Origin of the sequence: Anaerolinea thermolimosa (assembly GCF_001050195.2) — a bacterium.
Classification (GTDB): Bacteria; Chloroflexota; Anaerolineae; order Anaerolineales; family Anaerolineaceae; genus Anaerolinea; species Anaerolinea thermolimosa.
This window is the reverse complement of sequence record NZ_DF967965.1, coordinates 2,220,049-2,246,147: the sequence shown is the minus strand read 5'-3', so window position 1 is coordinate 2,246,147 and position 26,099 is coordinate 2,220,049. Positions and strand designations below refer to the sequence as shown.

19 protein-coding genes are annotated in these 26,099 nt (G+C 54.2%); 4 read left to right on the top strand and 15 right to left on the bottom strand.

Annotated features, from left to right (window positions below):
- Positions 1–155: 155 nt before the first annotated feature.
- From ATHL_RS10175 to ATHL_RS10145, 7 genes are all read right to left on the bottom strand, one after another.
- Positions 156–1,292, bottom strand: a complete 1,137-nt coding sequence (locus tag ATHL_RS10175) for an ABC transporter substrate-binding protein (RefSeq protein ID WP_062193107.1) — start codon at positions 1,290–1,292, stop codon at positions 156–158.
- A 330-nt stretch (positions 1,293–1,622) separates the two neighbouring features.
- Entirely contained in the window at positions 1,623–2,381 is a 759-nt protein-coding gene (locus ATHL_RS10170; RefSeq protein WP_062193106.1) for an SIR2 family NAD-dependent protein deacylase, read from the bottom strand.
- Entirely contained in the window at positions 2,378–3,523 is a 1,146-nt protein-coding gene (locus ATHL_RS10165; RefSeq protein ID WP_084001349.1) for a CpaE/TadZ family protein, read from the bottom strand. Before ATHL_RS10165 ends, ATHL_RS10170 begins: the two co-directional genes overlap by 4 nt.
- A gap of 104 nt (positions 3,524–3,627) precedes the next feature.
- Positions 3,628–4,644, bottom strand: a complete 1,017-nt coding sequence (locus ATHL_RS10160; RefSeq protein ID WP_062193103.1) for a lysylphosphatidylglycerol synthase transmembrane domain-containing protein — start codon at positions 4,642–4,644, stop codon at positions 3,628–3,630.
- 52 nt (positions 4,645–4,696) lie between these two features.
- Positions 4,697–5,968, bottom strand: coding sequence for a S41 family peptidase (locus ATHL_RS10155; protein WP_062193100.1), 1,272 nt, complete (start codon positions 5,966–5,968; stop codon positions 4,697–4,699).
- 107 nt (positions 5,969–6,075) lie between these two features.
- Positions 6,076–6,330, bottom strand: coding sequence for a hypothetical protein (locus ATHL_RS10150; RefSeq protein ID WP_062193098.1), 255 nt, complete (start codon positions 6,328–6,330; stop codon positions 6,076–6,078).
- Complete coding sequence (locus tag ATHL_RS10145) at positions 6,327–6,986, bottom strand: pyrimidine 5'-nucleotidase (RefSeq protein ID WP_062193095.1); 660 nt, start codon at positions 6,984–6,986, stop codon at positions 6,327–6,329. The genes ATHL_RS10150 and ATHL_RS10145 overlap by 4 nt, the downstream gene beginning before the upstream one ends.
- A 56-nt stretch (positions 6,987–7,042) precedes the next feature.
- Between ATHL_RS10145 and mutL the strand changes: the two genes are divergently transcribed.
- Positions 7,043–8,842, top strand: coding sequence for a DNA mismatch repair endonuclease MutL (gene mutL / locus ATHL_RS10140; protein WP_062193092.1), 1,800 nt, complete (start codon positions 7,043–7,045; stop codon positions 8,840–8,842).
- An 18-nt stretch (positions 8,843–8,860) separates the two neighbouring features.
- Entirely contained in the window at positions 8,861–9,724 is an 864-nt protein-coding gene (locus tag ATHL_RS10135) for a DegV family protein (protein WP_084001347.1), read from the top strand.
- A gap of 69 nt (positions 9,725–9,793) precedes the next feature.
- Here the strand turns inward: ATHL_RS10135 and ATHL_RS10130 are convergent, their stop codons facing one another.
- Positions 9,794–13,255 carry a glycosyltransferase family 39 protein gene (locus ATHL_RS10130; protein WP_062193087.1) on the bottom strand — a complete coding sequence of 1,154 codons (3,462 nt, stop codon included), beginning with the start codon at positions 13,253–13,255 and terminating at the stop codon, positions 9,794–9,796.
- A 287-nt stretch (positions 13,256–13,542) separates the two neighbouring features.
- On the opposite strand from ATHL_RS10130, the gene ATHL_RS10125 reads away from it, so the two are divergent.
- Positions 13,543–15,030, top strand: a complete 1,488-nt coding sequence (locus ATHL_RS10125; protein WP_062193075.1) for a serine hydrolase — start codon at positions 13,543–13,545, stop codon at positions 15,028–15,030.
- A gap of 23 nt (positions 15,031–15,053) precedes the next feature.
- On the opposite strand, the gene ATHL_RS10120 is transcribed toward ATHL_RS10125, so the two are convergent.
- The 6 genes from ATHL_RS10120 to ATHL_RS10095 form a co-directional block, all read right to left on the bottom strand.
- Complete coding sequence (locus ATHL_RS10120) at positions 15,054–15,533, bottom strand: heme-binding domain-containing protein (RefSeq protein WP_084001346.1); 480 nt, start codon at positions 15,531–15,533, stop codon at positions 15,054–15,056.
- Positions 15,534–15,568: 35 nt separating this feature from the next.
- Positions 15,569–16,756, bottom strand: a complete 1,188-nt coding sequence (locus ATHL_RS10115; RefSeq protein WP_062193073.1) for an MFS transporter — start codon at positions 16,754–16,756, stop codon at positions 15,569–15,571.
- Between the two features lie 24 nt (positions 16,757–16,780).
- Complete coding sequence (gene rsmI, locus ATHL_RS10110; protein ID WP_062193070.1) at positions 16,781–17,452, bottom strand: 16S rRNA (cytidine(1402)-2'-O)-methyltransferase; 672 nt, start codon at positions 17,450–17,452, stop codon at positions 16,781–16,783.
- Positions 17,453–17,581: 129 nt separating this feature from the next.
- Positions 17,582–18,997: a type I glutamate--ammonia ligase gene (gene glnA, locus ATHL_RS10105; RefSeq protein WP_062193067.1), complete on the bottom strand. Its 1,416-nt coding sequence runs from the start codon at positions 18,995–18,997 to the stop codon at positions 17,582–17,584.
- A 394-nt stretch (positions 18,998–19,391) separates the two neighbouring features.
- Positions 19,392–20,777, bottom strand: coding sequence for an ammonium transporter (locus ATHL_RS10100; RefSeq protein ID WP_062193064.1), 1,386 nt, complete (start codon positions 20,775–20,777; stop codon positions 19,392–19,394).
- On the bottom strand, positions 20,774–22,024 hold the full coding sequence (locus ATHL_RS10095; protein WP_062193059.1) for a cation:proton antiporter: 1,251 nt from the start codon (positions 22,022–22,024) through the stop codon (positions 20,774–20,776). Before ATHL_RS10095 ends, ATHL_RS10100 begins: the two co-directional genes overlap by 4 nt.
- Before the next feature lie 196 nt (positions 22,025–22,220).
- Here ATHL_RS10095 and ATHL_RS10090 point away from each other — a divergent pair, with 196 nt between their 5' ends.
- Positions 22,221–25,904, top strand: coding sequence for a [protein-PII] uridylyltransferase family protein (locus ATHL_RS10090; protein WP_114679491.1), 3,684 nt, complete (start codon positions 22,221–22,223; stop codon positions 25,902–25,904).
- Here the strand turns inward: ATHL_RS10090 and ATHL_RS10085 are convergent, their stop codons facing one another.
- Positions 25,905–26,099 (bottom strand): MoaD/ThiS family protein, encoded by a 195-nt coding sequence (locus ATHL_RS10085; protein WP_062193055.1) that lies wholly within the window; start codon positions 26,097–26,099, stop codon positions 25,905–25,907. It abuts the gene before it with no gap.

Sequence of the window (26,099 nt, the reverse complement as noted above, 5' to 3'; positions counted from 1 at the left end):
TTCACGGTAAGAGAAAAACCATAAAGCTGTTCGAGCGAGGCCAGTGGGAGCCAGGAAAACTCCCAGAGAGAACCGGGCTCTCGTTGCCCAGCCCGGATGAAACCTCAGGCAGAGAGGCGGGATTACCCCGCCTCTCTTGATAAGGTTCCAGTCGATTATGGAGCAACGGAAGCGGCAAATGATACTTTGCCATCTTTGACTGCGAGCACAACGGCGCTCTTGATGGGGTTGTGTTGAGCGTCGAAGGTTACTTTGCCTGAGACAGCCTCGTATTCCAGTTTTTCCATGGCCTCTGCGACTTTGGTGGGATCATCCACGCCAGCTTTTTCGATGGCGGCGATGAGCAGATTGGTGGCGTCATACCCAAGGGTCGCCAGCGCATCGGGCACGGAATTGTATTTCTTCTGGTAATTGGCTACCCACTGTTGCACGATGGGGCGGGTATCTTCTGGTGAATAGTGATTGGAGAAGAAGCCGCCATTGGCTGCATTCTTGTCGAGGTCAGCAGAATCCCAGCCATCACCACCCATCATCACAGCGGTAACGCCCTTTTCTTTCGCCTGAGCACCGACCAGGTTGACGATGTTATAGTAATCGGGGACAAAGAGCACTTCAGCCTTGGATTCGGCAACCTTGGTCAAAATGGCGGAGAAGTCGGTGTCCTGAGCGGTGTAGGTTTCTTTGCCTACAATCTGACCACCATTTTCGGTAAAGGCTTTCTCAAAGAACTCGGCGAGGCCGCGAACGTAGTCATTGCCCTGATCGAAGAGGATGAAGGCCGTCTTGTAACCTTTGGAGAGGGCAAATTTGGCCATCACGGTTCCCTGGAAGGGGTCAATGAAGCAGGCGCGGAAGACGTATTTCTTGGTTGAGCCATCGGCATTGAGGGTAACTGTGGGGTTGGTCGAGGTGGGGCTGATCATCACGACCTTGTTTTTCTCGGCGATTTCCGAAATGGGGATGGAAGCCTTGGAGCAAACCTCACCCACGACATAGTGCACCTTATCCTGCTCGATGACCTTGTTCATAGCGTTGACCGCCGGGTCGGGGGTGCACTGGCTATCGGCGACGATGGCCTCGATCTTTTTCCCGAGAACGCCACCTTTGGCATTGGCTTCTTCGATGGCGAGCAGAGCACCATCGCGGGTAGAAACGCCGAAGGTAGGCACTGGACCGCTCAGGGGAGCCAGAATGGCGATTTTAATCGTTCCGCCACCTGCTGCTCCTGGCTGGCAGGCCGTCACCAGCAGGGCGACGATCAAGAGCACAAAAATAGCGACACGCGTCTTCATAATAGAGATTCCTCCTTTGGATTGATTGAACGTAAATCGATTAAAGTGACTTCTCTGCGATGGGAACGTTCTCCAGGTGTGATAACAGGGAAGATATTCTCTGCTATCCGGCGTCACCTCCTTTCACGGGAAACTGATCGTCGTAGAAAACGGGTAGATTGGGCTATCGCTGGCCCTGAGACCCGTGGGCTCACGAAAGAAAATTATTTTAATTGCCTGAAGCGTGTAGCGATGGAAACGTGAACAATGATAATAAGATTAATATTGCCTGATGATACGCAGGTTTAAGCCATTTGTCAATAGAATGAACGTCACGTTTTAGTTCGCGGGTCACAGCTGGGCCAGCTGAGGGATGGCTTCTGAAACATCCAGGGGTAAAAGAACTTCGGCGCGGGTATCAAGGTGGGTGGGGGAGAGATTGACCAGGATCAGGGTTGCCCCGTGAGATACCGCCATTTCGGGGAGTTGCGCCGCCGGCCAGACTTCAAGAGAAGAGCCTGCCACCAGGATGGCGTCAGCCCGGGCACAGTGTTCCTCTGCGGCTTGCCAGGTATCATGAGGGAGCATTTCTTCAAAAAGAACAACATCGGGTTTCAAGATTCGCTGACATACCGGGCAACGGGGAAGGTCTTGACCTTGCTCCAGGAGCGGACGAAATTGTAAGGAGGGATATCTTCTGGCACAGCCCGGGCAGTTCATCGTCTCTATGCTCCCGTGGAGCTCGAGCACGTTTTGAGATCCGGCTCGCTGGTGAAGTCCGTCAATGTTCTGGGTGATTACGGCGCGCACTTTGCCTTGAGTTTCTAACCGGGCCAGTGCCTGGTGGGCCGGGTTGGGGTGAGCATCCCAAATTTTTAACATGAGGGGGCGCTTCCATTCCCAGAAACGTTCCGGGTAATTGCGAAAGGTGGTCAGTGAGGCCACTTCCATGGGATCGTATTGTTCCCATAAACCGCTCCCTTTAGAGCGGAAATCGGGGATTCCAGAGGGGGTCGAGATGCCCGCGCCGGTAAATACCACCAGATGCCGCGCCTGGCGGATGATTTGCCGGGCGTAATCGATGCGTTGCTGGATTTCGGGAGAGATCATGCCGCTACACGTTCAGCAACGGCTTCAGCCAGACGACTAAATTGCAGGCTGAGCATCCCGCCGATTTGCACCTGGATCATGGGCAGGTTGCGGGTCGCGGCCTGGAAGGATACCTCTGGCGCAGGTGGGATGACCTGGGCAACAGGAACCCCCAGAGCCTCTTGCACCTGGGTAACTGAAAGTTGCACATCTGCCCGGATGCGATTGACCAGAACCAGAGTGATGAGTTTGTTCCCCCCGAAACCATGCTGTTTCAGATCCTCGAGCAGGAGACGGGTGCGGTTGATGGTTCCAGGGAATGGCTCGGTCACCACGATGACCTCTTTACACTGGTTGAGGATTTCATCGCAGGCGAGATGGGTATTTAAACCGATATCCAGAAGGATAAGCCGGGCCATGAGGGAAAGATGATCGACAATTGCCTCAAAATTGGCGGCGTTTTTGATCAATGAAGCATCTCGGGTATAGGGCGAGGCGAGGAGTAACCGCACCCCATAAGGGACACGCACCAGTTCGTTTTCGATGGTGGTGGTGTTGATATCATTGGGATGAAGCCTTAACAGGTTATTGAGCCCTTCGTGATTGGGTAAGCCGAGTTCTGTGCTCCAACTACCCTGCCCGGGGCGCATTTCTGCCGCGATGACTTCCTGTCGGGTGTTCTGGAAGTAATTAATGGCAAGGTTAAGCACCAGGGTAGAAACCCCCAGGCCCCCTTTGGCGGCCATGACTCCAACTGTGTAACCGCGTTCCAGCGGAACCCCCTCGCGAGATTTACTCCTGGAAAGGATGGCACGCAGGTGAGCAGTAAGTTCAGCCGGATGAATAGGTTTGGTGAGGTAATCATCCGCACCGGCTTCATAACCGGCGATCTTGTCCTCTACCTGGGCACGAGCAGTGAACATGAGGATGGGGATATTGGCCGTTTCTGGTTCTTTACGTAGAGTTCGGGCCACCGAAAGGCCATCGACATCGGGCATCATGATATCCAGAAGGATCAGGTCGGGTTGCTCTGTCCGTGCCATTCCGATGGCCTGTGCTCCGTTGCTGGCGGCTAGAATTTTGTATCCCTGTCTTTCGAGCATGAGCCCCACCAGACGCAGGGTTTGTACGTCGTCATCAACGATCAAAATTTTCTCTGCCATTTTCGTCCCCTTGGAACACCACCTTGAGAGTCCCTTGTGAAAAGTCTAGCATAATTGTGGAGCGAGGACAAGCAATATTGATGAATTTCTCCCCTGTAATGGAATCATTTTCCCTCAAGAGGTGCACTGGTCTCCAGATGCAGACTGCGAAAGGCGAAGAGGCCGAGGAGAACGGGCACCCAGAAAGTCAACCCGCGATAGGCCATGGTTACCACTGCAGAAGCTTCTAATGGCACCTGAAGAGAACCAAAGGCTACTGTCATCACTCCTTCGACCACACCGATCCCGGCGGGGGTGGGTGATACGATTAAGAAAAGGTAGGCAATGCTGAAACAAGCCAGTACCGTAGTAAAAGGGACTTCTATTTTAAACGCCATAAAGACGAGGGCCAGGATGCCAATGAGAATCCCTTTGTTCAGGATGGCGTGAAAGACCGGGCGCAGCACCTGGCGGGGATTGGAGCGCAGAGCAGCAATGCCCTCTGCGGCCTCAAAGGCAAACGAATGCGCCCGTGCTTCGGAGAGGTAATTATGGTGAAGAAATGGATGGAACAGGCGATTGATCATGCGCGCTCCCCAGGCAAGCAGGCGAGCAAGCAAGGACGCGGATTTCATTCCCAGATAGAGGAGCAGAGCCAGTCCCAGAGCACCCAGGAGCAAAATAAGCGAGGCTGTGATTTCGGACCAGTGGAGTTTATTACGCCGGGCCAGTTCTGCCAGGCCAAAGATGAGGGTTAAAAGGGTTGCAGTGTATTCCAGAAGGACAAATAGTACGCCCGCAACCGCGGCACGCCCGATAGAGCGCCCCTGGCTCCGGGCATTGGCCAGCAAATAGGCACCACCGCTCAACCCTCCGGAAGGAGCAACAACCCCGATAAACATGGAGGCCGTAGCCACCCGCGCCATATACATTGCCCCTACTTTCTCATGGAGAAGAGAGAAGATGGATTGATAGGTGAGCCCTAAATTGAAAAGCCAGAGAAGCTGGAAGACCAATGCCAGAGAGACCAGATAAAAATTGCCGCGTTGAAAGATTGCAACCACATCCTGCATCTCGGTGAAGCGTGTGATGAGAAACAGGACCCCCAGAAGCAGGATGAGGGCGATGATGAATTTCCGCACGAGATGATTATAAAATAAAAAATGGGCTGGTAAAATGCCAGCCCATCGAGTGTCAGGGGTTTACCCCGCCCTGGTTGATAATCTCGATGGCTTTATCGAGCTGAGGGTCTTTCCCGTTTTTGATATCCTCTTCAGTGAGCGGTACCTCAACATCGGGTTTCAACCCGATTTTGGAGATCTGGCGCTCTTTGGGGGTCAGCCAGCGTGCGATGGTTACCCTGACGGCCCCCTGATTGTTTTCCAGAGGGATCCAGTTCTGCACGGAACCTTTCCCGTACGTGGTTACCCCTACCAGGATTCCACGTCCGTAGTCCTGAATGGCACCGGCGGTAATTTCGGATGCTGAAGCAGTGCCCTCGTTGACGAGGACGACGAGGGGAATTTTCGTGGCCAGCCCGCCCGGTAGTGCCTGGAAGGTTTTTCGCTGACCGTTCCCGTATTCTTCATACATCACCACACCCTTGTCGATAAATTGCGAGACGACCTCAATGGCAGTATTGAGGTAGCCCCCGCCGTTGTTGCGCAGGTCAAGGATCAGCCCTTTGGGGTTCTGGGCCATCAGCTCACGAAGTTTGGTCTTTAATTCTCCGGTAGTCTTTTCACCAAAGGTGAAGAGTTGAATGTAGGCGATGTTCCCGTCCAGCATTTTTCCTTCAACCGAAGGAATGATAATTTTGGCGCGTGTAATGGTCACATCGAAAGGTGCATCCAGCCCTTCACGTTGGATGGTGAGGGTCACACTGGTACCAGCCGGGCCAAGAATACGGCGTAACACCAGATTTCCGTCGATGCCGGTCATGTCCTCGCCATCCACCTTGATGATGATGTCATTGGCCTTCAATCCGGCCTTCTCAGCAGGAGAGCCAGGCATAGGGCTGACAATTTTGACGTAATCTCCAGTGGTATCGACCCAGGCCCCGATCCCCTCATACTCGCCATTCATGGGCAGGTTGGCCTGGCGGTATTCGTCGGGGTCCATATAGGATGTGTGAGGATCTCCCAGAGATTCCAGCATCCCTCGAATGGCGCCTTGCATCATTTTTTGCTCATCGACTGGCTGGTCGACGTACTGGTCTTTGACGATCTGCCAGGCTTCCCAGAAGGGTTTAAATAATTCCTTGTACTGGGTGGGGGTACCGGCGCTGCTGCCAGGGTCGGTGGCGGTATCGGATTGTGCGCCTGTGGAGTTCGTGCCGATGAGCGGGAAGGCCGCCTGAGCCCGGTCAGGCAGCAACCACCCTACCACCAACCCTCCAGAAAAAGCGCCCGCGAGTAACAATAAAACAATCATCACCCCCAGAAATATCCGGACACTTTTGTTCATACAATTACGGTCTCCTATCCTAAAGCAATCATTTTCGTCTTAAATCAAGCTTATCACGATTTACTTAATCTGAGATGAGGCCTGTTGAGAGTTTTCCAGATCCCCGGTCAGGATGTGGGCGGTCGGTCCTCTGGCGAAGAATTCCGTAAAGAAGCAACCCTTCTGGATAACTCATTTAAGGCCTGATCCTCTCTGGCAAAGGGATTGCGCAACGCTTCTGTGGTGCGCTTCCAGATGGATTCGGATGGTGCGGTTCCCCGGTGGCGGAGAAGAGAGAGGAGCCATACGTTAATGGAAACCACTACCAGGATAATGAATCCGATTCCACACCAGGCCAGGAGGGAGAGAGAACCAGGGTTCATGGTTCCTCCGATTTTGGTGATTGGAGTGAAACGAGCAATGCCGGGAGATCATGGAGGGATTGGATAACAGCGTGGCAACAACCATCAGCGGAGGCATTGCCCATACGAATGGTGTAAAAACCCAGTGCCCGCGCCGCGCGAAGATTGTGGGTAGCATCATCGATGAAAATGGCTTCAGCGGGACTGTTCACACCGGCCAGTTCCATGGCACGTAAGAAAGCTTCCGTCATGGGTTTGCAGTAAGGTGCCACATCGAGTACATCAATGATTTGATCGAAACAATCCTCTACTCCGAGAATAGAAAGCACCCGGTGAGCGTGGGCGCGATCAGCGTTGGTAAATATTACTTTACGAAGTGTAATGCTTTTCAGCAAGGAAGGCAATGAAGGGTCGGGGGTAAGATAGTCCTGCAAGGGGATATCGTGGACAAAAGCCAGGTAATCTCGCGGGTCGATGCCGCGGGTAAGGGTGAGACCACGAAGAGTTGTGCCATAAGTATGATAAAGATGCTCACGCAATGCGGTGACCTCGTCAGGAGAGATGCCAACCCGCTGGCACATATACAGGTTAATGCGCTCTCCAATCGCCTCCCAAACCCCGCTGGATGGCGGGTAAAGGGTATCATCCAGATCAAAGAAAATGGTAGAAATAGACATACGTTGTGATTATATCGCAAGGGAGGATGCCAGATGGGGTATAATTTTTGGCTGAAATGCCCATTCATATTCTGGATGATGCTGTAGCTTCGCAAATTGCCGCCGGTGAGGTCATCGAGCGGCCCGCTTCGGTGGTCAAAGAATTGATGGAAAATGCGCTGGATGCCGGGGCAAGGCAGGTGGAAATCCGGATTGTGGAGGCGGGGCGTCGGCTTATCGAAGTAACTGACGATGGGTGTGGCATTTCACCTGAGGAACTCTCACTGGCGGTGGCTCGCCATGCTACCAGTAAGTTACAAAGTGCAGCCGATCTCTTTCACATCACCACCCTGGGGTTTCGGGGTGAAGCGCTGGCCTCCATTGCGTCGGTGTCGCGCCTCACGCTTACTTCACGCACTACCGATTCTGCGGTGGGAGGGCGTATCCAGGTGGAAGGGGGAAAGCTGGCTCCCCTGGAAGCGGCAGGCGGCCCACCAGGAACGCTGGTGCGCGTGGAGGATCTTTTCTATAATGTACCGGCACGTCTGAAATTCCTTAAGCGTGACCTTACCGAACGGCAGCAGATCGATGGCCTGGTGACTCGCTATGCCCTGGCATATCCGCACGTGCGATTCCACCTGTTTCATGAGGGGCGCCCCACCCTTCAGACAAGTGGAAAGGGTGACCGCCGTGAGGTTCTGGCCAGCCTGTACGGGGTTGACGTGGCCCGGCAAATGCTCGAAGTGGATTATCAGGACGGGCGTCTCAGTGTGACTGGCTTTATCAGCCCGGTAGCGTTGACCCGTTCGAACCGGCGGGAGTTGACTTTCTTTGTCAACGGGCGCTGGGTGCAGGATGCTTCCCTTTCAGCGGCTCTTTTACAGGCTTATCACACGCTCTTGATGGTGGGGCGTTTTCCAATTGCGGCGCTCTTTATCAACCTGCCACCTGATGCGGTCGATGTAAACGTGCATCCGGCAAAGGCTGAGGTGCGCTTCAGAGATCAGGATGAGGTTTTTAGCGCTGTTTCGCGGGCGGCGCGCCGAGCACTACTGGCCTATTCTCCTGCTCCTTCTCTGGTTTCGCCCCCCGTCTGGCAGGGTGGGTGGAGGAAGGTCGGTACGGTTGACAACTCCACTGCTCCATCAGAGAATCGCCTGATTGACCCGGCCTGGGAAATGGCCGCTCAGGCGGATGAGCCTGGTACGGTGGGAGAGCCTGGCGGGGAAGGTGCTGTGCGCGAAGATGAGAACTCTCCGGAGGTTATGGAGCAATCTCGTTTTCCAGCCGGAGCCATTCCACTCCTGCGCCTGGTAGGGCAGGTGGGAGCATCCTATCTGGTGGCAGAAGGCCCGGATGGCCTGTATTTAATTGACCAACATGCGGCGCATGAACGTGTGCTCTTCGAGCGATTTTTGGAGCTGGGAGGAAAATCTCCTGCATCTCAGGCGTTACTCGAGCCGGTTTTACTCACCCTGCCTCCTGCTCAGGCAGTGTTGCTGGAGGGGCAATTGAAGGTGATGGGAAAGCTGGGCTTTGAAGTAGAAGTTTTTGGCCCGAATACTTTTCGTATCCGGGCCATTCCAGCAATCTTTGCTGGCGCTGATCCGGCTTCAGTGGTGAGAGTGGTGGTGGAGGACTTTGAAGAAGATGAATCTCCGTTGCAATCGGAAGTAGAAGCACGCCTGGTGGCACGTATTTGTAAACGCAGTGCGGTTAAGGCCGGGCAAATTCTTTCTGTTGAGGAACAACGGGCATTATTGCGCGACCTTGAGCGTTGTCAGTCGCCACGTACTTGTCCGCATGGCCGCCCGACGATGATCCATTTGCCGGTGGATGTGCTCGAGCGGCAGTTCGGAAGACGTGGAGCAAGATAATTTTTTTACCTGGGAGGGATGACGATGTGGGTTGTGACCGATCGCGGGGCGGATTTCTCCGCGGAGCAACTGGAAGGATTGAATGTCCAATTTGTTCCGATGCGCTTGAGCCTGGATGGGCGTACCTATTCGAGTGGTGAAGACCTTACCCCCGCGGCCTTTTATGAATTGCTCGAGAAAACAGAAGCTTACCCTACCACATCCCAGGCATCGGCGGGTGACTTTGCCGCGCTTTATCGGAGGCTCGCGCAAACCGATCCAGAGATTCTTTCTATCCATATATCTTCTGGGTTGAGCGGAACGCTGGATTCGGCCCGTTCTGGTGCTGAGATGACCCCGGAAGCCAGAGTGACCTTCTGGGATAGTAAAACGCTCTCCTGCCCGCAGGCCTGGCAGGTGGAATTCGCCGCGCGGGCACTTCAGGTTGGGTGGCCGCTCCAGCAGGTTTTAGAACGGTTAGAGCGCATTCGAGCCGCCACGGAGGGGATGTTCACTCTGGATACGTTAAAGTATCTGATTCACGGTGGACGGATCAGTCATCTTAAGGGACTGCTGGCGTCGTTGCTTCACATTCGTCCGGTGATTGGGGTCAGCAAGGATGAAGGAAAGTATTATATGCTGGGGCAAGAGCGCACTCCAAAGAAAGCCCTGCAAGCGATGGCCAGCGCACTGTTAAAATTCTACCCTGAAGGAAGCCGCCTGCGGGTGCAACTCTTGCACGGTAAAAATCCCGATGCGGTAGCCATGTTGCGGGATATGGTTTCAAAACTGTTTGAGTGTGTCTGGTTGCCGACGGCAGTGGTGGGGCCCATTCTGGGAGCGCACACCGGAGGAAGCCTGGCAGGCATTTGTGCCGGTCCGGCAGAAATTTACGAAATATAGCGCGTGATTGAGCCGGTCTTCATTAACGAAGACCGGCTCAATTTTTTGTGGAAAGCCCCGTGGTTACAATCAGGGTAAAGTGAAGTGCAGGATGCGGTGATTTGCCGCGTCGCTGACCCAAACACCGCCTTTGGCGTCCACAGCCAGCCCTGCCGCCAGCCCGACGGAATCTCCCTGGCTCTGGTAAGCCTCCCAGCCGCGAACGAAAGTGCCATCCGGGGTGAATTCCAGAATGCGATTACCTTCGGGGTCAGCCACCAGCACATTTCCGCTCGTGGGAGAAACTTTCAGATAGGGTTTATTATCCAGCGATTGTCCGTACCAGCCGCGAATATCCCACTGACGCACCGGAGTGAAGGTTTTCCCTTCAGCATCAGATGAGAACACCTGCACTCGCTGATTCCAGGTATCGGCGACATAAATCAGGCCATCGGGGGCAATGGCAATCCCGGTAGGCTCGTCGAATTGACCCGCCTCCAGCCCTGCGGTTCCAAATTGGGCTACATACGTGCCATCGGGTTCAAAGATGACAATGCGCTTATTGCCCGTATCGGCCACATAGAGGCGACCGCGAGCATCAATGGCCAACCCGCGGGGTCCCCAGAAGGCTTCGGGGGTTTCACCCTGGCCAAAATACCCCCACATTTGCAAGAAGCGGCCATCGGCAGTAAATTTTTGAATGCGGTGGTTCCAGGTATCGGAAACAAACACGCTTCCATCCGCGGCTACGGCCACGTCCCAGGGCTCATAGAAGGTACCCCCGGGCGCCTCACCAGCGGCTATATCGGCAAAACTCCCCCAGGCCTGGATGAAAGAGCCATCAGGTGCGAAATGCTGGATGCGATGATTCCGTGAATCGGCCACGTAGAGGCTGCCATCGGGGGCAAGGGCCAACCCGCGCGGTGCCTGAAGTTCACCCAGAGCGCTGCCCGGTTGCCCAAAGGTGAAATCGGCCAGCAATTCCATCATCTTCCCGGCATAGGGATCGCTCTGGGTTTCACTGACCACCACGGGCTGAGCTCCGTAATCCCACATCTGGGCCACAATATCTTTGCGAATGTACATGCGAATGCGTGCACTGGGTTGCCAGTTTTCCAGGGTGAGGTTGGGGTTGTTGGTGAGTTTCGCGTAGCGGGTGTAATCGCGGTTAAGCCAGATTTCCCAGAGGGCCTGGCGGTAATTGGGGTCACTCAAGGCGTAGCTGATGCGTTTCCAATTGAGATTCCAGTAATCCTGCATGGGCCACCAGAGGCGCATGTACTCGAACATGACGTACTGGTCAGCCACCACGGCGTCCATTTTGGTGAATACATCCTCGCCGGCCAGAATAATGGGGGCATCACGGAGGTCGCGGGTGGGTTTGTCTCCAAACCAGCGAATGTTCGGATAATCACGCAAATACCAGAGGTAAGGGTACTGAGCATCACCGGAGTAAGCCACCACAATGTCTTTTCCGCGTGTGGTGCGCCGTGAAATTTCTTCGATCTGGGCAAGGATGTCTTTGGGGCCACGGGCGGCATGAGCGTAAACGAGAAATTCCGTGGGGTGGTCATAATTCACAAAAGAGGCAAGGTAAGCTGTGCGAGCGGTGAGGATGGCGAGCATGGCAAACACGGTAAGGGTGGCCAACCGGATGATTTGACCGGTCTGCCAGCCACGCATAAGGTATAAAATTCCGATTCCGCTCCCGATGCTTGCCAGGACTGAAAAGAAGAACAGGCCCGTAACCTGTAACTGTTCGAGGGTATTACCAGCGAAGGGTGGGTTACTTCCGAGGAGAATGCCTGCCGTGGCACTGACGCTGGTAAAAAAGACCGGCAGGAGGGCCAGCGCCAGGATTCCCTCACGGTTGAGAATCTTTTTCCATGCAGTGGTTTCGACCAGATACCCAAGCCCCCATGCCGCCGCAAGCAGCAGCCCAAGGGCAATGTGCACGGTGAGCCAGGGCATTTTCTCGCCAGCCAGGCTGAAGGCAATCAGGCTGGTGACAGACCAGAAGAGGAATAACCCCAGCACAGGGAGACGCTGAGGCGTATTGTAGAATTCTTCCAGGGAGAAGGGTGGCTCTTCTGGGGGGGCGGCCTGGGCCTGGTCTTTGATGGCTTCTTCTGAATCACCGGGTTGAGGGGCGCTGAGGTCTTGCCCGGGCAGGTGTGAAAACCGGTCATGCCGGAGGCCAAGATAAAGGGCCAGGAAGGCTCCAAGGAGGGCTAAATATTCGTAGATCGGGATCTGTAAAAACGCAAAGTAATACCAGGGCTGCCCACCCCGGTGCTCACCCTGCTGGTTTAACCAGTATCCCAGTGAGCCGATGATTCCACTGAAGAAACCGCTCCCGTTGGTGAACATCGAGGTGTAGAAGAAGATGTACACGGCATAAAAGAGAGCCGCGTGCTTAAACCATAGACGCGGGTTCCATAACCAGCCAATGACTGCTGAAAGGAGAAGGAAAAGGAAAAGTACAGAACCGGTGCGCAGTAAGCCAGCCGATGAAGAATAATCCAGGGGATCATATCCAAGCATTTTGACCGGGAAGGCGGCTAACTGAGGCAAGACGAGAGTTCCGGTGAGTACGAGCATGTTAAAAGAGCGCAAAGCGCGTAACTGCTTCCAGCCAAGCTCTTTGATGAGGAAGAAAAACCCCACACCGGCTGCTCCCAGTGCGCCAAGCACAAGGACCAATTCGATGGCCAGATTGATCTTTCCAAAAAGGTTGGAGGAGGAAGTTGTGGCTGTTGTTTCAGCCCCGGGAGCGATATTCCCGGCAGGTGTGGCCTGATTGGCCGGTCTGGCATTTGCTGCGCCCAAACCTACAGCGGCAAGAATAAGCAAGATGGCTACTCCCACCAGTAAGACAAACCGGGTGTAACGCGCGGGGTGCAAGCGCTCGGCGCGCTGAACTTCTTTAAGGAAGAGCAGGGTCAGGAAAATTAACAGTTGAGCGACGTAGATATAGGAGGTTTCTTTGGTGATGAAGTGCATGACAATGGTACCCGTCAGGAGGTACAGGGAGAGATGATCTCCCTTTTCTAAGTGCCGCAGCACGGCGAATAGCATCACCACCAGGTAAAGCTCGATAAACCCCTCATTGCGGGCGTAACGTCCGTAGAAAAGCAGATAAGGAGAGATCAGGAAAAGAAACCCGGCGATCAGGGCACCTGCACGACCGAGGTAACGGCGGTAGGCAAAGAGGACGAAAACGACCGCAGCAGTGCTGAAGAGTGCAGCGGGCACGCGCGAGGTGAAGTCGCTATCTCCGAAGAGGAAATAACTGAGGGCGATGATGTGGAACTGAAAAGGCCCGTGAGTAACGGGGTTGTGCGCATAGCCTTTCCCCTTGAAGAAATCATACGAGGGCCAGACGTGATTCACCTCGTCATGGCTCATGACACGCTCTCCCAGCATGGCAAAGCGGCTGATCACTGCCAGGAGAATGATGAGCGTGATCAGAATGGTTTCAATTTTTAAACCCGAATTTTCCTTGAAAAGGGGGCGATCCAGCCAGGAGGGGGTAGGGGATTCCACAGACATGGCGTAAACTGCTGCTCCTTCAGTGCGGATGCTGTAATACCTGACACTATACTTGAAAATGTGCTTTCAGGCAAGATGGCAAGGGAGAAGCGAAAATGACAGGGTTTCATTGGCCGGGTAACCCAGTCAATGATTGGTACGTAGAGGCGTTGTTTCGTTTCCTGAAAGAAAGCTGAGGGGGGGGCTTGTGGATCGATCCTGGATCGACGGCGAACACCTCTTCTTTCAACATGTGCTGAAAAAGGCAGGTTCTCCTCACTGCCTAAAACTCTGGTAGAATTCCTGCCATGCGAAACCGTAGTCCGGTATTTCCATTAAGATGGGTTTCCATTTTATTTGTATTTTTAGCTGTGGCTCTGACCGCCATTCAACTGGTACGTTACAGTCGCATTCGGGCCAATTTTCCACCGGGAATGGTGATTGCCGGAATCCCGGTAGGGGGGTTAAATTCTCAGCAAGCGGCGGAGCGTCTTCTTCAGGCTTATACCGGCGTTCCGGTGGAATTACGCTACCGTGATGCCGTGATCCAGATTAAACCGTCGGCAGTGGGGTTTAAACTCGATCTTGAGTCGATGATTGCCGCTGCTGATCTGGAGCGTGTCAGTCAGCCGTTCTGGATTGGTTTCTGGGATTATCTCTGGAATCGCCTGCCTGTTCCGCAGCCTGTGCCTTTGATAGCCACTTTTTCAGAGGAGCGCTTGCGTGCTTTCTTAAAGGATGAAATAGCGGCTCGCTACGACCAGCCCCCCTCGCCCTCATTACCCATACCGGGAAGTACCACTTTCCAGCCCGGGCAGGCGGGCACTGTGCTGGATATTGACCGGGCGGTGGTATTAATTAGCGATGCACTGCGTTCTCCCTCAGCCCGGCAGGTCAACCTCTCGTTCAGCAGGGTGAAACCCCCGCGCCCGTCGATCGAGAATCTTAAATTGCTTCTGGAACAGATCGTTGAGGGTGCCAGCTATACTGGAACCATCGAAATGTATATTAATGACCTGCAGACCGGGCAAGAGATTCATTTTGCTTATGATCAGGGGCAGCTGGTTCCGCCAGGAATTGCCTTCACGGCGGCCAGCACGATGAAAATTCCAATCATGACTTCTGTGTTTTTGCGTCAGCCTGAGCCACTTCCTCAAGAAATAAGCGATCTCATTGCTCTGATGATCGAATATTCAGAGAATGGCCCGGCTGATAAGTTAATGGAGACCGTACTCGACCGAAACCTTGGCCCGTTGCAGGTGACGGAGGATATGCAGACCTTGGGGTTGGAAAATACCTTTTTAGGAGGATATTTTTACCCCGGTGCCCCGCTCTTAAAACGTTTTCAGACACCCGCCAATCAGCGTACCGATGTCAACACCGATCCAGATGTGTATAATCAGACGACCCCTGCCGATATGGGAATGCTGTTGGAGGATATCTATTATTGTGCTCAGAATGGTGGGGGAACTTTTGCGGCGGTTTTCCCTGGTCAGATGAGCCAGGATGAATGTCGGCAAATGATCGCTTTTCTCTCGAAGAATCGAAATGGGGTGTTGATTGAGGCCGGTTTACCCGAATCAGTTCAGATAGCTCATAAACACGGGTGGATTATTGAGTCGGACAACCTGATGCACACCATCTCTGATGCCGGGATTGTGTATTCGCCGGGTGGAAACTACGTTATTTGTATTTACATGCACGATCCCAGGCAGTTACTCTGGGATCCGGCGAACCTGATGGTGAGTAAGCTTTCAGAAGCGGTGTATAACTACTTCAATTTGCCAGCTCAATGAGCTTCAGCTTCATCAAGGAAGAGTCATCGGAGAGAAGATTCCAACCCCTGGATGAGAGCGTCCTTTTCGGCCTGTGAAAGCCGCGCGTCGGGGTGCAAGAGCAGGTAACTGGAGGGGGGCATCCTTCCTTCCCGGATAACCTCTCCAATTTCGTCTGTTTCTCGTTCCCGCTCACCTCCGCCTTTTCCCCACTCTGAAAAATTCAGTTTCTCGCGGCCTTCATCCACATCTTTCTGAACCAGCCAGCTCATGGGGGCAATATTACTGTACCATGGCCATACTGTCTGGTTGCTGTGGCAGTCAAAACAGGCCCGGCGCGCCAGTTCGCGAGTCTGGGGGCTATCCCAGTTGGGTTCTGAGAGGACAGGCGGGTTGGTGTGATTGCGTCCGTAGGGCACCAGTTGAATGAGAAGTCCGAAAGCAGAGATACCCGCACAGGCGATTAACCCAATGATGAGTAAGGCAATCCCCAGGGGACGTGAGGAAGAAGTTTTAGGTTTCATGATGATCTCTTTTCATTTTTGTAGGATGAGGTTAATCAGGTGAGTGCTTTTTGAGAGACGTTTCGCGAAAAAACGATAGGCAGAAGGGGCAGAACGGCCAGGTTTAAGGCGGCGAAGATGACAAAGGCGGTGCGGAAACCCAGAGCCTCGGCCATGGCACCACTGATCCCTAACCCGATGCCGGTTCCAAGGTTGGCAACAGCCATAAGAATAGCGAACATGGAGGCCGCAATGCGGGGATCAGTGACGCGCATGGAAATGGCGAAAAAGACAGTTTCATAAAAACCAAACGCCAGCCCGAACAGGGCGATCATCGGCCAGGCTGCCCAGGGGTGGAAAACCAGGGTAAGGCCGAAGATTGCAAGGAGAGCCAGCAGGAGGGCCATAAGCACCGCCCGACGTTGGCCCAATCGGTCGGCCAGCCGCCCCCCGATTACTCCCCCGAATACGACACCGATCCCCCAGACGGTGGTGAGAAAGCCCGCCGTGGAAATGCCGATCCCAAATTCGTCCTGCATGAATGGGTTAACCAGCTGATTGGTTGCATTAATAATCAAAGAGTATAAGGCTCCGAGGCCCGCGAGGGCAATTACTTCCCGGCGGCCAAAAGCCGAGAAGGCCTTCCAATCGAAACGACGATCAGGGGTGCGTTGAATTTCACGAATGCCGAGCGCCAGAGGGAGGGGGAGCAAAGTGAGCGCTGCCAGTGTGTAAAAAGCCGCCGGCCATGAAGCATGCTGGGCAATTAACCCAATCGTAGCAGATATGAGCACTACTCCCAGAGCGCGTCCGCCAACCATGATTCCCTGGATGGTGCCTTCTTCTTCGGGAGGTGTGGTATCCAGAGCATACCCGTCGGTGCAGGTATCGTAAAGTGCCTGTCCCGACATAAGCACGAATCCGAGAAGGGCAAACCAGCCAAATTGTTTTCCGGGGTCGATGAGTGGTACGATCAACAGGCAGAAGGCCTGAAGGAGTAGGCCCAGAATGATGTATGGTTTTCGGTGGCCTGATCGGAAGAGATTAACCCGGTCGCTGAGCACCCCGAGAAAGATTTTCAGGACAAAGGGGATTAATGCGATGGAACCCATCAGGCCGATCTGACTCAGACTGACCTTGAAAGAGAGCAGATAAATGGCGTTAAGGGCGGTAAAGTAGCTGAGAATAGCGCCTTCGGCGAAATAGATCAGACCGAAGAATGTAAAGCGAGCGGTTCTGGACATGGTTGGTCTTCTCCGGTTTCACGTTCAGTGGATGATCAGCACAAATTCGCTTTTTCGTTCTCCAACCTGGGTGCGCACTTCGTGGAGCGGGCCGCGGAGAACTTTCTCCGTGGGCAGGGTGAGATCGAGGCAAAGGGAGATGCGCCGGCTTCCGCCAAAAACCTGCTCGACATCATCCAGCACCTGCACCAGCCGGTAGGGGGCGTCCATAATCACGAGGGGAATACGCAACCCGCGTAAATATTTCAGCGCGTTTCGGCGTTCGTTTTTCTCACGCGGGAGGAATCCGGCGTAAAGAAAACGGTCGAGGGAGACATCCAGGATCGAGAGGGCGGCCATAAGTGATGAGGGTCCGGGCACCGGAGTCACTGGAACTCCCATTTCTACCAGGCGGGCAATGAGCGTGGCGCCAGGGTCGGCAAAGACGGGAGTGCCGCAGTCAGAAATGAGCGCCATGGCCTCACCGCGATGAATGCGTTGAGCGATCAGACTGGCCTGTTCGGCTTCGTTGTGTTCGTTGAGCAGGATGATGGGGGTGGTGATTCCCAGTTTTTTTAAAAGAGTACTTCCCTGCCGCTGCTCTTCGCAAATAACGGCATCCACTTGCTGAAGTACATCCAGGGCACGCAGGGTAATGTCACGGGGATTGCCGATAGGGGTGGCAACTACGTAAAGGCGTTTTTTCTCTATGCTCATAAAACGATCATAACATAAACAGTGTACAGTGTTACCGGATGATCATCGATGAAATTGTTTTCAACAGAGGAGGCCGGGGTGAAAACCCGGCCTCCCGTTCACCGATAATGACTGTAACGATGGCACCGCCTACACATCGTAATACAGGGTGAACTCATAAGGATGCGGACGCATTCGAATTGGATCGACCTCGTTATCGTACTTATAGGCAATATAAGCTTCGAGCAGATCCGTGGTGAAGACATCACCTTTGAGGAGAAATTCATGATCTTGCTCCAACGCTTTGAGTACATCGGAAAGAGAACCAGGAACCTGCTTGATCTGTTTGGCTTCGTCTGGAGGGAGCTCGTAGAGGTCTTTATCGGCAGGTTCACCGGGGTCGATTCGGTTCTGGATGCCATCCAGGCCAGCCATGAGCAGAGCGGCAAAAGTGAGGTAAGGGTTGGCCGAAGGGTCGGGAGCGCGGAACTCAACGCGTTTGGCCTTGGGGCTCTTGGAGTAAACCGGAATACGGCAGATGGCCGAGCGATTGCGTTGAGAGTATGCCAGGTTCACAGGGGCTTCATACCCCGGAACGAGCCTGCGGTAGGAGTTGGTGGTGGGGGCAACGATAGCCAGAAGGGCCGGGGCATGTTTGAGTAAGCCACCGATATAATATTTCGCCATATCTGACAGCGACGCATACCCGGCTGGATCATAAAAGAGATTGACTGAGTCATTCCAGAGTGATTGATGCACATGCATTCCGGAGCCGTTGTCCCCGAAAATGGGTTTGGGCATAAAGGTGGCGGTCAGACCATTCTGGCGGGCTACATTCTTGACGATGTATTTGTACACCATGACGTTATCGGCCATTCGCACCAGGGTGTTGAAGCGCATGTCAATTTCGGCCTGCCCGGCGGTGGCTACTTCGTGGTGGTGAACTTCGACTTCTACCCCCACTTTTTCGAGGGCCAGGACGATACGACTGCGGACGTCCTGCAGGGTATCGGCAGGAGGAACCGGGAAGTACCCGCGTTTGGGCTGAATCTGGGCTCCCAGGTTAGGGCGCAGATCTTCACCGCTCTTCCACCAGCCTTCGTTGGAGTCAATAAAATAAAACGAAGAATTGGTGCCGCCGCCGTATCGCACATCATTGAACAGGAAGAACTCCGGTTCAGGACCCCAGAAGCTGGTGGTGGCAATTCCAGTTTGTTTGAGGTAGGCTTCGGCCTTGCGGGCCACGTACCGCGGGTCTCGGCTGTAGGGCTGGCGGGTGACCGGGTCGTAAATGTCGCAGGTGATGGCGAGGGTAGGCACCTCAAGCACCGGGTCGATGAAGGCGGTGGATGGGTCGAGCATCAGAAGCATATCGGATTCGTGAATTTCTTTGAAGCCACGGATGGAAGAGCCGTCAAAGCCAATTCCTTCTTCAAAAAGGCTCTCGGTCAGTTCGCGGGCGGTGATGGTGAAATGCTGCCAAGTACCGGGCATGTCGGTAAACCGCAGGTCGACCATCTGAATATCTTTTTTCATTTTCATAATATCAGCGACTGTTGTTGCCATGAGTAAAGTTCCTCCGGTTCTGGCAAAATGCTTTTCTGACTGAAGATGACAGGGTTTTTACGTGTCTCAGGGTAAGTTGCCAAGATTATACAGAAAGTGTACTGGCGAGATATGACCCATTCGGGTACTTTTTTAGCCCTTCCTGATTATGGCCGGGGCTGATCGAAAAATCAGCCCCGGTTGAAATGTGTCTGTTTCCCCCATGTATGGAGTTTACAATTCTTCTTCCTCCGGGTGTTTTTTGTGAATCCGGGTGGGGACGATCACCCAGAGGATGAAAAAGAGAACGAAGGCAGCAATTCCAAGAATGACTTCCAGAGTTACAGACATGTTGAACCTCCTGTAGTTTGGTTTTGGACAAAGATTAGAGAGAAGATGCACCGGTTTACGATCTTCAGGCGGCTTCGGCCTGCTCCGCAGAGGCCGGGTAGGCTTCCATCCCATGTTCCGTCAGGTCCAGGCCTTTAATTTCTTCCGTGCGCGAGGCGCGAATGCCCATGGTTTTCTTCAGTACCCAGAAGACCAGGAAGCCCATACCCAGACTCCAAACCACGACTGTGACAATGTTGATCAACTGGGCAATGATCTGTCCGGTCTCTCCGACGATCAGGCCGCTGACACCTCCGTAGGTTCCGTCGGCAAAAATTCCTACCGCAAGCAATCCCCACAGACCACCAAACCCGTGCACTGAAACCGCCCCCACCACGTCATCTACCTTGAGGGTGCGTTCGACGAAGCCCAGAGCCCAGATCATAACCAGCGCAGATACTATACCTATGATCACTGCCGCCCAGGAAGGCACGTAAGCACACCCGGCGGTGATGCCCACCAGCCCGGCCAGGCCGGCATTGAGGGTGAGGGGCAGGTCGATCAGCCCATTTTTAAGCAGGCTGTAATACACACCTGCCACAGAAGCCGCCGCACCGGCCAGAAAAGTGTTAACGGCAATGACCGAGATGCGCAGATCGGTAGCGGCGAGCGTTGACCCCGGGTTGAAGCCAAACCAGCCAAAGAACAGGATGAAGGTTCCCAGTGCAGCGAATGTCAGGTTGTGGCCGGGGATCGTATTGGGGGTACCATCCGGTTTGTATTTTCCAAGGCGCGGGCCAACCATCGCTGCTCCTGCCAGGGCAACGAAGCCACCCACAGCGTGCACAACTCCTGAACCGGCAAAGTCACGCGCACCCGCGCCAAAAGGAAGATTGGCCAGCCAGCCGCCGCCCCACACCCAGTGACCGTAAATGGGGTAAACAATGGCTGAGATGAGGAAACTGTAGGCAAGATAGGCCGTGACTTTGGTGCGTTCGGCAACTGCACCGGAGACAATGGTCGCGGCGGTGGCGGCGAAGACCATCTGGAAGAACCAGAGTTCCATAGTAGTAACATCGTAAGCGTTACCTGCCAGCAGGAACCCTGAAAGGCCGATCAGGGAATTGCCCTGCTCAAGGCCCGGTGCGAGGGCTGACCCACCAAACATGAAGGCAAACCCGAAAGCCCAGAAGGCCAGGCCACCGATCAATGCATCCATGTAATTTTTCGTGAGTACGGCAACAGCGTTTTTCTTACGGCTGAACCCTACCTCAACCATGGCAAACCCCGCCTGCATGAAAAATACCAGGAAACCCGCGATTAACGTCCAGGCAAAGTTTAGTGGGGCTGAGGGGTTGGCTTCAGCGGTGGTTGTGCCGGTTGGGTCGGGACCACCGGCCAGTACCGGTGCAGCGATGGCTGCGATAAGAAAAGTGGATAACACAAGAGCTTTACGAAGTGTACGGATCATGATGTCTCCTCCAGAGATGGAATGAAAGATGGTGGTTGTTCATCTACGCAGTAGTCGCGCCAGTTGGCCACAGGCAGCGACGGGAAGCGCAGGGAACGCAACGAGGAAAGGTTGGCAGCAAGGCGCAGTAGTGGCGGGGTGATCAGGGTGGTGGTCAGTGTGACGAGGATAAGGATGGAGAAAATGGTGGAGTCGAGGAGGCCCCCTGCCATCCCTGCCCCTGCAATGACCAGGGCTACCTCACCTCGAGATACCATTCCACAACCTACCTGAAGCGCCTGTCCGGCAGACATTCCACCCAGCCGGGCGCCCAGCCCGCTGCCGATGATCTTGCTGATCGTGGCGATACCTGTGAGCCCAAGGGTGAGCACTGGCGAAGCCAGGAATCCATCCAAACGGGCCTGTAATCCGATATTGACAAAGAAGACCGGGACAAAGAAGCCAAAACTGAGAGCGGAAATTCCCTGATGAATCGGATGGCTTTCATCGATGTGACGGCCAACAATTGTCCCCAGGATGTAAGCCCCGGTGATTGTGGCGACACTCCCCAGCGCTTCAGCAGCCCAGGCGTAAAGAAGTACCAGAGCCACCACTATTCCCAGAGAAGCTTCCCGGTGGCCAGAGCGTTTTTCCCATTGGAGGAGTCTGGGAAGCAGCCAGTTTCCTGCAATCCAGGCGGCAGGGAGAAAGAGGCTCATACGAAGGAGGGTGGTTAACAGAGGACTGCCGCTTTCCAGGCTCATTACAATGGCAAAAACAATCACTCCGAGAAGATCGTCGATGATCGCCGCGCTGAGGATAGCTGCACCCTGGGGGGAGTTCAATTTTCCAAGATCGCGGAGTGTTTGCACTGAAACGCTGACACTGGTGGCAGTCAATACTGCACCGAGGAAGAGAGCATTCCTGGCGGGTATGCCTGAACCGATTCCCAGGGCAAAGCCTCCCGCAAGGGGAAGAATCACTCCTCCAAGTGCAGCGAGGGCCGCAGCTCTGCCCACAGAACGCACCGTGTGAAGGTCTGTTTCCAGACCGGCCAGAAACATGAGCAGGATAACGCCGATATCGGCAAGAAAATGAATGAGCTCGGAGGGTTGGAGGAGGTTGAGCAATGCCGGGCCGACCAGGAAGCCAAGGATTAATTCACCAAACACGGCCGGGAAGCCCAGGCGTCGGCTGAGGAGAGCGGCGCCCCGTGCACCAGCCAGAATGCCAGCCAGAGGAAGAAGTAAACTCAAAGTGGTGGGCATGAAAGGTTCTCTCCAATACGAAAGGATTCATTGATCAGGTCTCCGTCATTGTATGGAGAGGGTATCGCGGAATCTAGTACCCACACGGAGCAAAACGCGGGTCATTTTTTACCTGTTGAATTGACATCTTCAGGCTGGATTCTCTATAATGTCCCCAGGAGATTACCCCGATGGGTAATGGAAAGTATTTATCAGGATGAGTGCAGACATCAGAGCAGATTCTTTATCGGAGACCATCCTCAGCGATGAATATCTCTCGGCGGCAGGCTTCACTGGCCTGGATCGGTTGCGGGGGACTTTTACCCGCATGTTGGCCGGAGAACCTGAAAGGGTGGCCGCCTTTAAACAGTTCCTTCCGCATTTTCTGGCGGCTTTGTCTGAAGCGGCAGACCCGGAACGTGTGCTGGTGAGCTTTGAGCGGTTTCTGGGCCGCTTTACTGACCCTCTGCCCGTACTGTGGGTACTGGCAGGCAATCCACGGGCGGTAGAAATCCTGGTTGTCCTCTTTGCTGGCAGTCAGTTCCTCACAGAAATTCTCCTTCGCAACCCGGATGCTTTCGAGCGGCTGGTGGCGTATCGCCAGTTGTCGCGGCCCAAAAGCGTGGAACAGCTCTACAATGAAGCCCAGCTTGCCCTTGGCGGGGTAGAAAACTTTAACGACCAGCTGGATGCCCTGCGGCGTTTTCAGAGCTGGGAAATGTTGCGCATTGGTACATGTGATCTCCTGGATTTATATGATCTACCCGCAGTGACGCGGCAGCTTTCAAATTTGGCCGATGCGATGATTCGTATGTGCCTCAAGCTTGCGGCAGTGCAGGCAGGCGGTGATCCTCACCAGCTAACTGTGCTGGGTATGGGTAAGCTCGGCGGCCGGGAATTAAATTACAGCTCAGACATTGATCTGCTGTTCATTTCAAGGGATGAGAATATTGAACTTGGGCAACGGATAGGGGAACGGCTGATCGATGCCCTGGCGCGGGCTACAGGAGAAGGCTTTCTCTACCGGGTAGACATGCGTCTGCGTCCTTGGGGACGGGTTGGACCGCTGGTATCATCTGTAAAGGGGTTTCTCACCTACCTCACTCAGAATGCGAGACTATGGGAGAAGCAGGCCTTACTCAAGGCGCGTGTGATCGCGGGCAATCATGAGCTGGGAAGGTCTCTCCTGGAATCTGTGCGCCCCCATCTTTTTGGGAGCACCCTTCCTGAGTTGCAACAAGCCGTTTTTAACATGAAACATCGCACCGAAATCCAGCTTCGGCAGAGCGGGCGGATCTGGGGTGAGGTGAAGCTGGGTGAAGGTTCTATTCGAGATATAGAATTCACCGTTCAATTTTTACAGCTCGCTTATGGCGTGACTCATCCTGAAATCCTTTCGGCCAACACGCTGGATGCTCTGGTGCGCCTGGCAGCGGCTGAATTGATCCGGGTAGAAGAATATCGTATTCTTACGGAAGGGTATCTTTTTCTCCGTACGATTGAACACTACTTGCAGATGATGGATTACCGGCAAACTCATAGCCTGCCTGAGGATTCATCGGCTCTCATTGCCCTGGCGCGCAGGCTTCGTTTTTCTGGTGAAAAACCCGGTGAGAAATTCCTGGAACGGTATACCCAGCATATCAATGCCATCCGGGCAATTTATTTGCGCTACGTGGGAGGTGTGGAAATGACCCAGATGCCTGATGGTTCGCAAAACCCCGATTCAAAAGGCAACGATCCGTTCCAGCTTCACCGCCACATCGACCGAATGTCGCCTTCCTATTCTGAGTTGTATTCGACTGAGGAGATTGCTGTTCATGCCAGCCTGGCGGCACGGCTCAACGAGGATACACCTGTGGTGATCCATGCCCAGCCAGCTCAGGGAGCAACCTGGCGGGTAACAGTAGTGGCGTATGACTTCCCGGGTGAGCTATCGGTCATTTCCGGGTTGATGGTGGTACATGGTCTGAACATTCTGGAAGGTGAGGTGTTTACCTATGAGCCGCTTCCCGGGCAGGCTGAGCAGGTGAACCGGCAAAAAATTGTGGATGTATTTACGGTAGAGCCGGTGGAAGGGGTGACCCTGCAGCCTGAAACATGGACTCAATATGCCGCCGATTTGACCCTGTGCCAGCGCATGGTGCGAAGTGGCCGACGCAGTGAGATGCAGGGTGAGCTTACCCGCAGGGTAGCTACCACGTTGCGTCAGCGCGAGAAGCGTGGGGCGGTTGCAGGTGTTGTGCCGACTCTGTACCCGGTTGAAATCGAAATTGATAATGAGGCCAACGACACCCACACCGTTCTACGTATCGACGGACAGGATACGGTGGGTTTTCTGTATGAGTTGACCAACGCTCTGGCAGTAAGCGGCATTTATATTCACCGCATGACCATCGAGACGGTAGGCAACCGGGTGAAGGACGTCTTGTTTGTCACCGATCGAAACGGCCAGAAAATTGAACGCCCGGACAAACAGCGGGAGCTTCGGGCAGCGGTGGTGCTCATTAAGCACTTCACCCACCTTTTACCCTATTCTCCTAATCCCGAATCGGCACTGGTACATTTCCGAGATTTCACCGAGACGCTCTTCCGCCAGCCAGATTGGCCCGATGAGCTTATTTCCTTGCAGCGACCGGAGGTGCTCCATGCGCTGGCGCGTGTGCTGGGAGTGAGCGATTTCCTCTGGGACGATTTCCTGCGCATGCAGTACACCAATCTCTTCCCTGTGGTTACCGATATGGATGCCCTGCAGACGGCCAAATCCAGAAAGCAACTGGAAGCCGAGTTGGCCCGTGCGCTGAGGCATGTTCATGCCGGGCCACAAACTCCCAGTGAAAATGCTCCCTGGATAGATTTATTAACCGCCTGGCGTGACCGTGAGATGTTCCGCATCGATATGCGGCATATCCTGGGGCATACACGTGAATTCTGGGACTTCGCTGCGGAACTGACTGACCTGGCAGAAGTGGTGACCAATGTCACGTATCACCTCTGTCACGAAGATCTCCGCCTGGTTTATGGGACACCCCATCGTGCAGATGGTGGAATCTGTGAGATGAGCGTGGTGGCACTGGGCAAGTTTGGCGGGCAGGAGATGGGTTTTGCCTCAGACGTGGAATTGATGTTCATTTATGAGGAAAATGGCGAAACCGACGGGCCGAAAAAGATCAGCACGGCTGAGTTTTATGAAAACCTTGTGGTGGCTTTTGTGGGAGCCATGCGTGCCCGGCGGGAGGGGATCTTTGAAGTCGATTTGCAGCTTCGTCCCTATGGTAAAGCAGGCTCCCTGGCGGTTTCATTAGACTCCTTTAAGCGATATTTCGCTCCGCAGGGGCCAGCCTGGGCTTATGAACGCCAAGCATTGGTTAAATTACGGGCAGTGGCGGGTAATGAAGCATTGGGTCACCAGATTGAAAAGTTGCGGGATGAGTTTATATACACCGGCGAACCATTCGATGTCACTGCTATGCGCGCCATGCGCGAACGCCAGTTGCGTCACCTGGTGCAGGGCGGGTTGTTTAACCTTAAGTACAGTCTGGGGGGCCTGGTGGATGTGGAATATCTGGTGCAGGGATTGCAAATTACCTACGGAGCGCGCTTGCCTGAAGTGCGTCACACGAACACGCGAGAGGCCATGGCACGCCTTGCCAGAGCGGGCATCCTTTCGCAGGAGGATTACAGGCGGTTGCGTAAAGCGCATACCTTTTTACGCTGGTTAATTGATTCATTGCGGGTAGTGAGAGGAAATGCGCGGGATGTTACGGTACCCCCGGTTAACAGTGAGGAATTTGCCTTTCTGGCGCGACGTTTGCATTATGCTGATCCAGCCACGCTTGCAAGTGAATTACAGCGCTACACCGAAGACGTCCGGGAGATCAATGCTCGCCTGCTGCGGTAACTAACCGCCAGAGATGACACTCACCAGTTGCACGCGGTCGCCGTGTTCCAGGAGCGTGTCTTCGCCGATCATTTCTCCATTTCGCACAGCCAGATAAAGCTCCGGGGGAAGGTTAAGCAGATGCAACGCCTCCCCGAGGGTGATGGGGGCTGGAAGAAGGTGTTCTTCGCCCCGGAGGACCACTACGACGCCCAT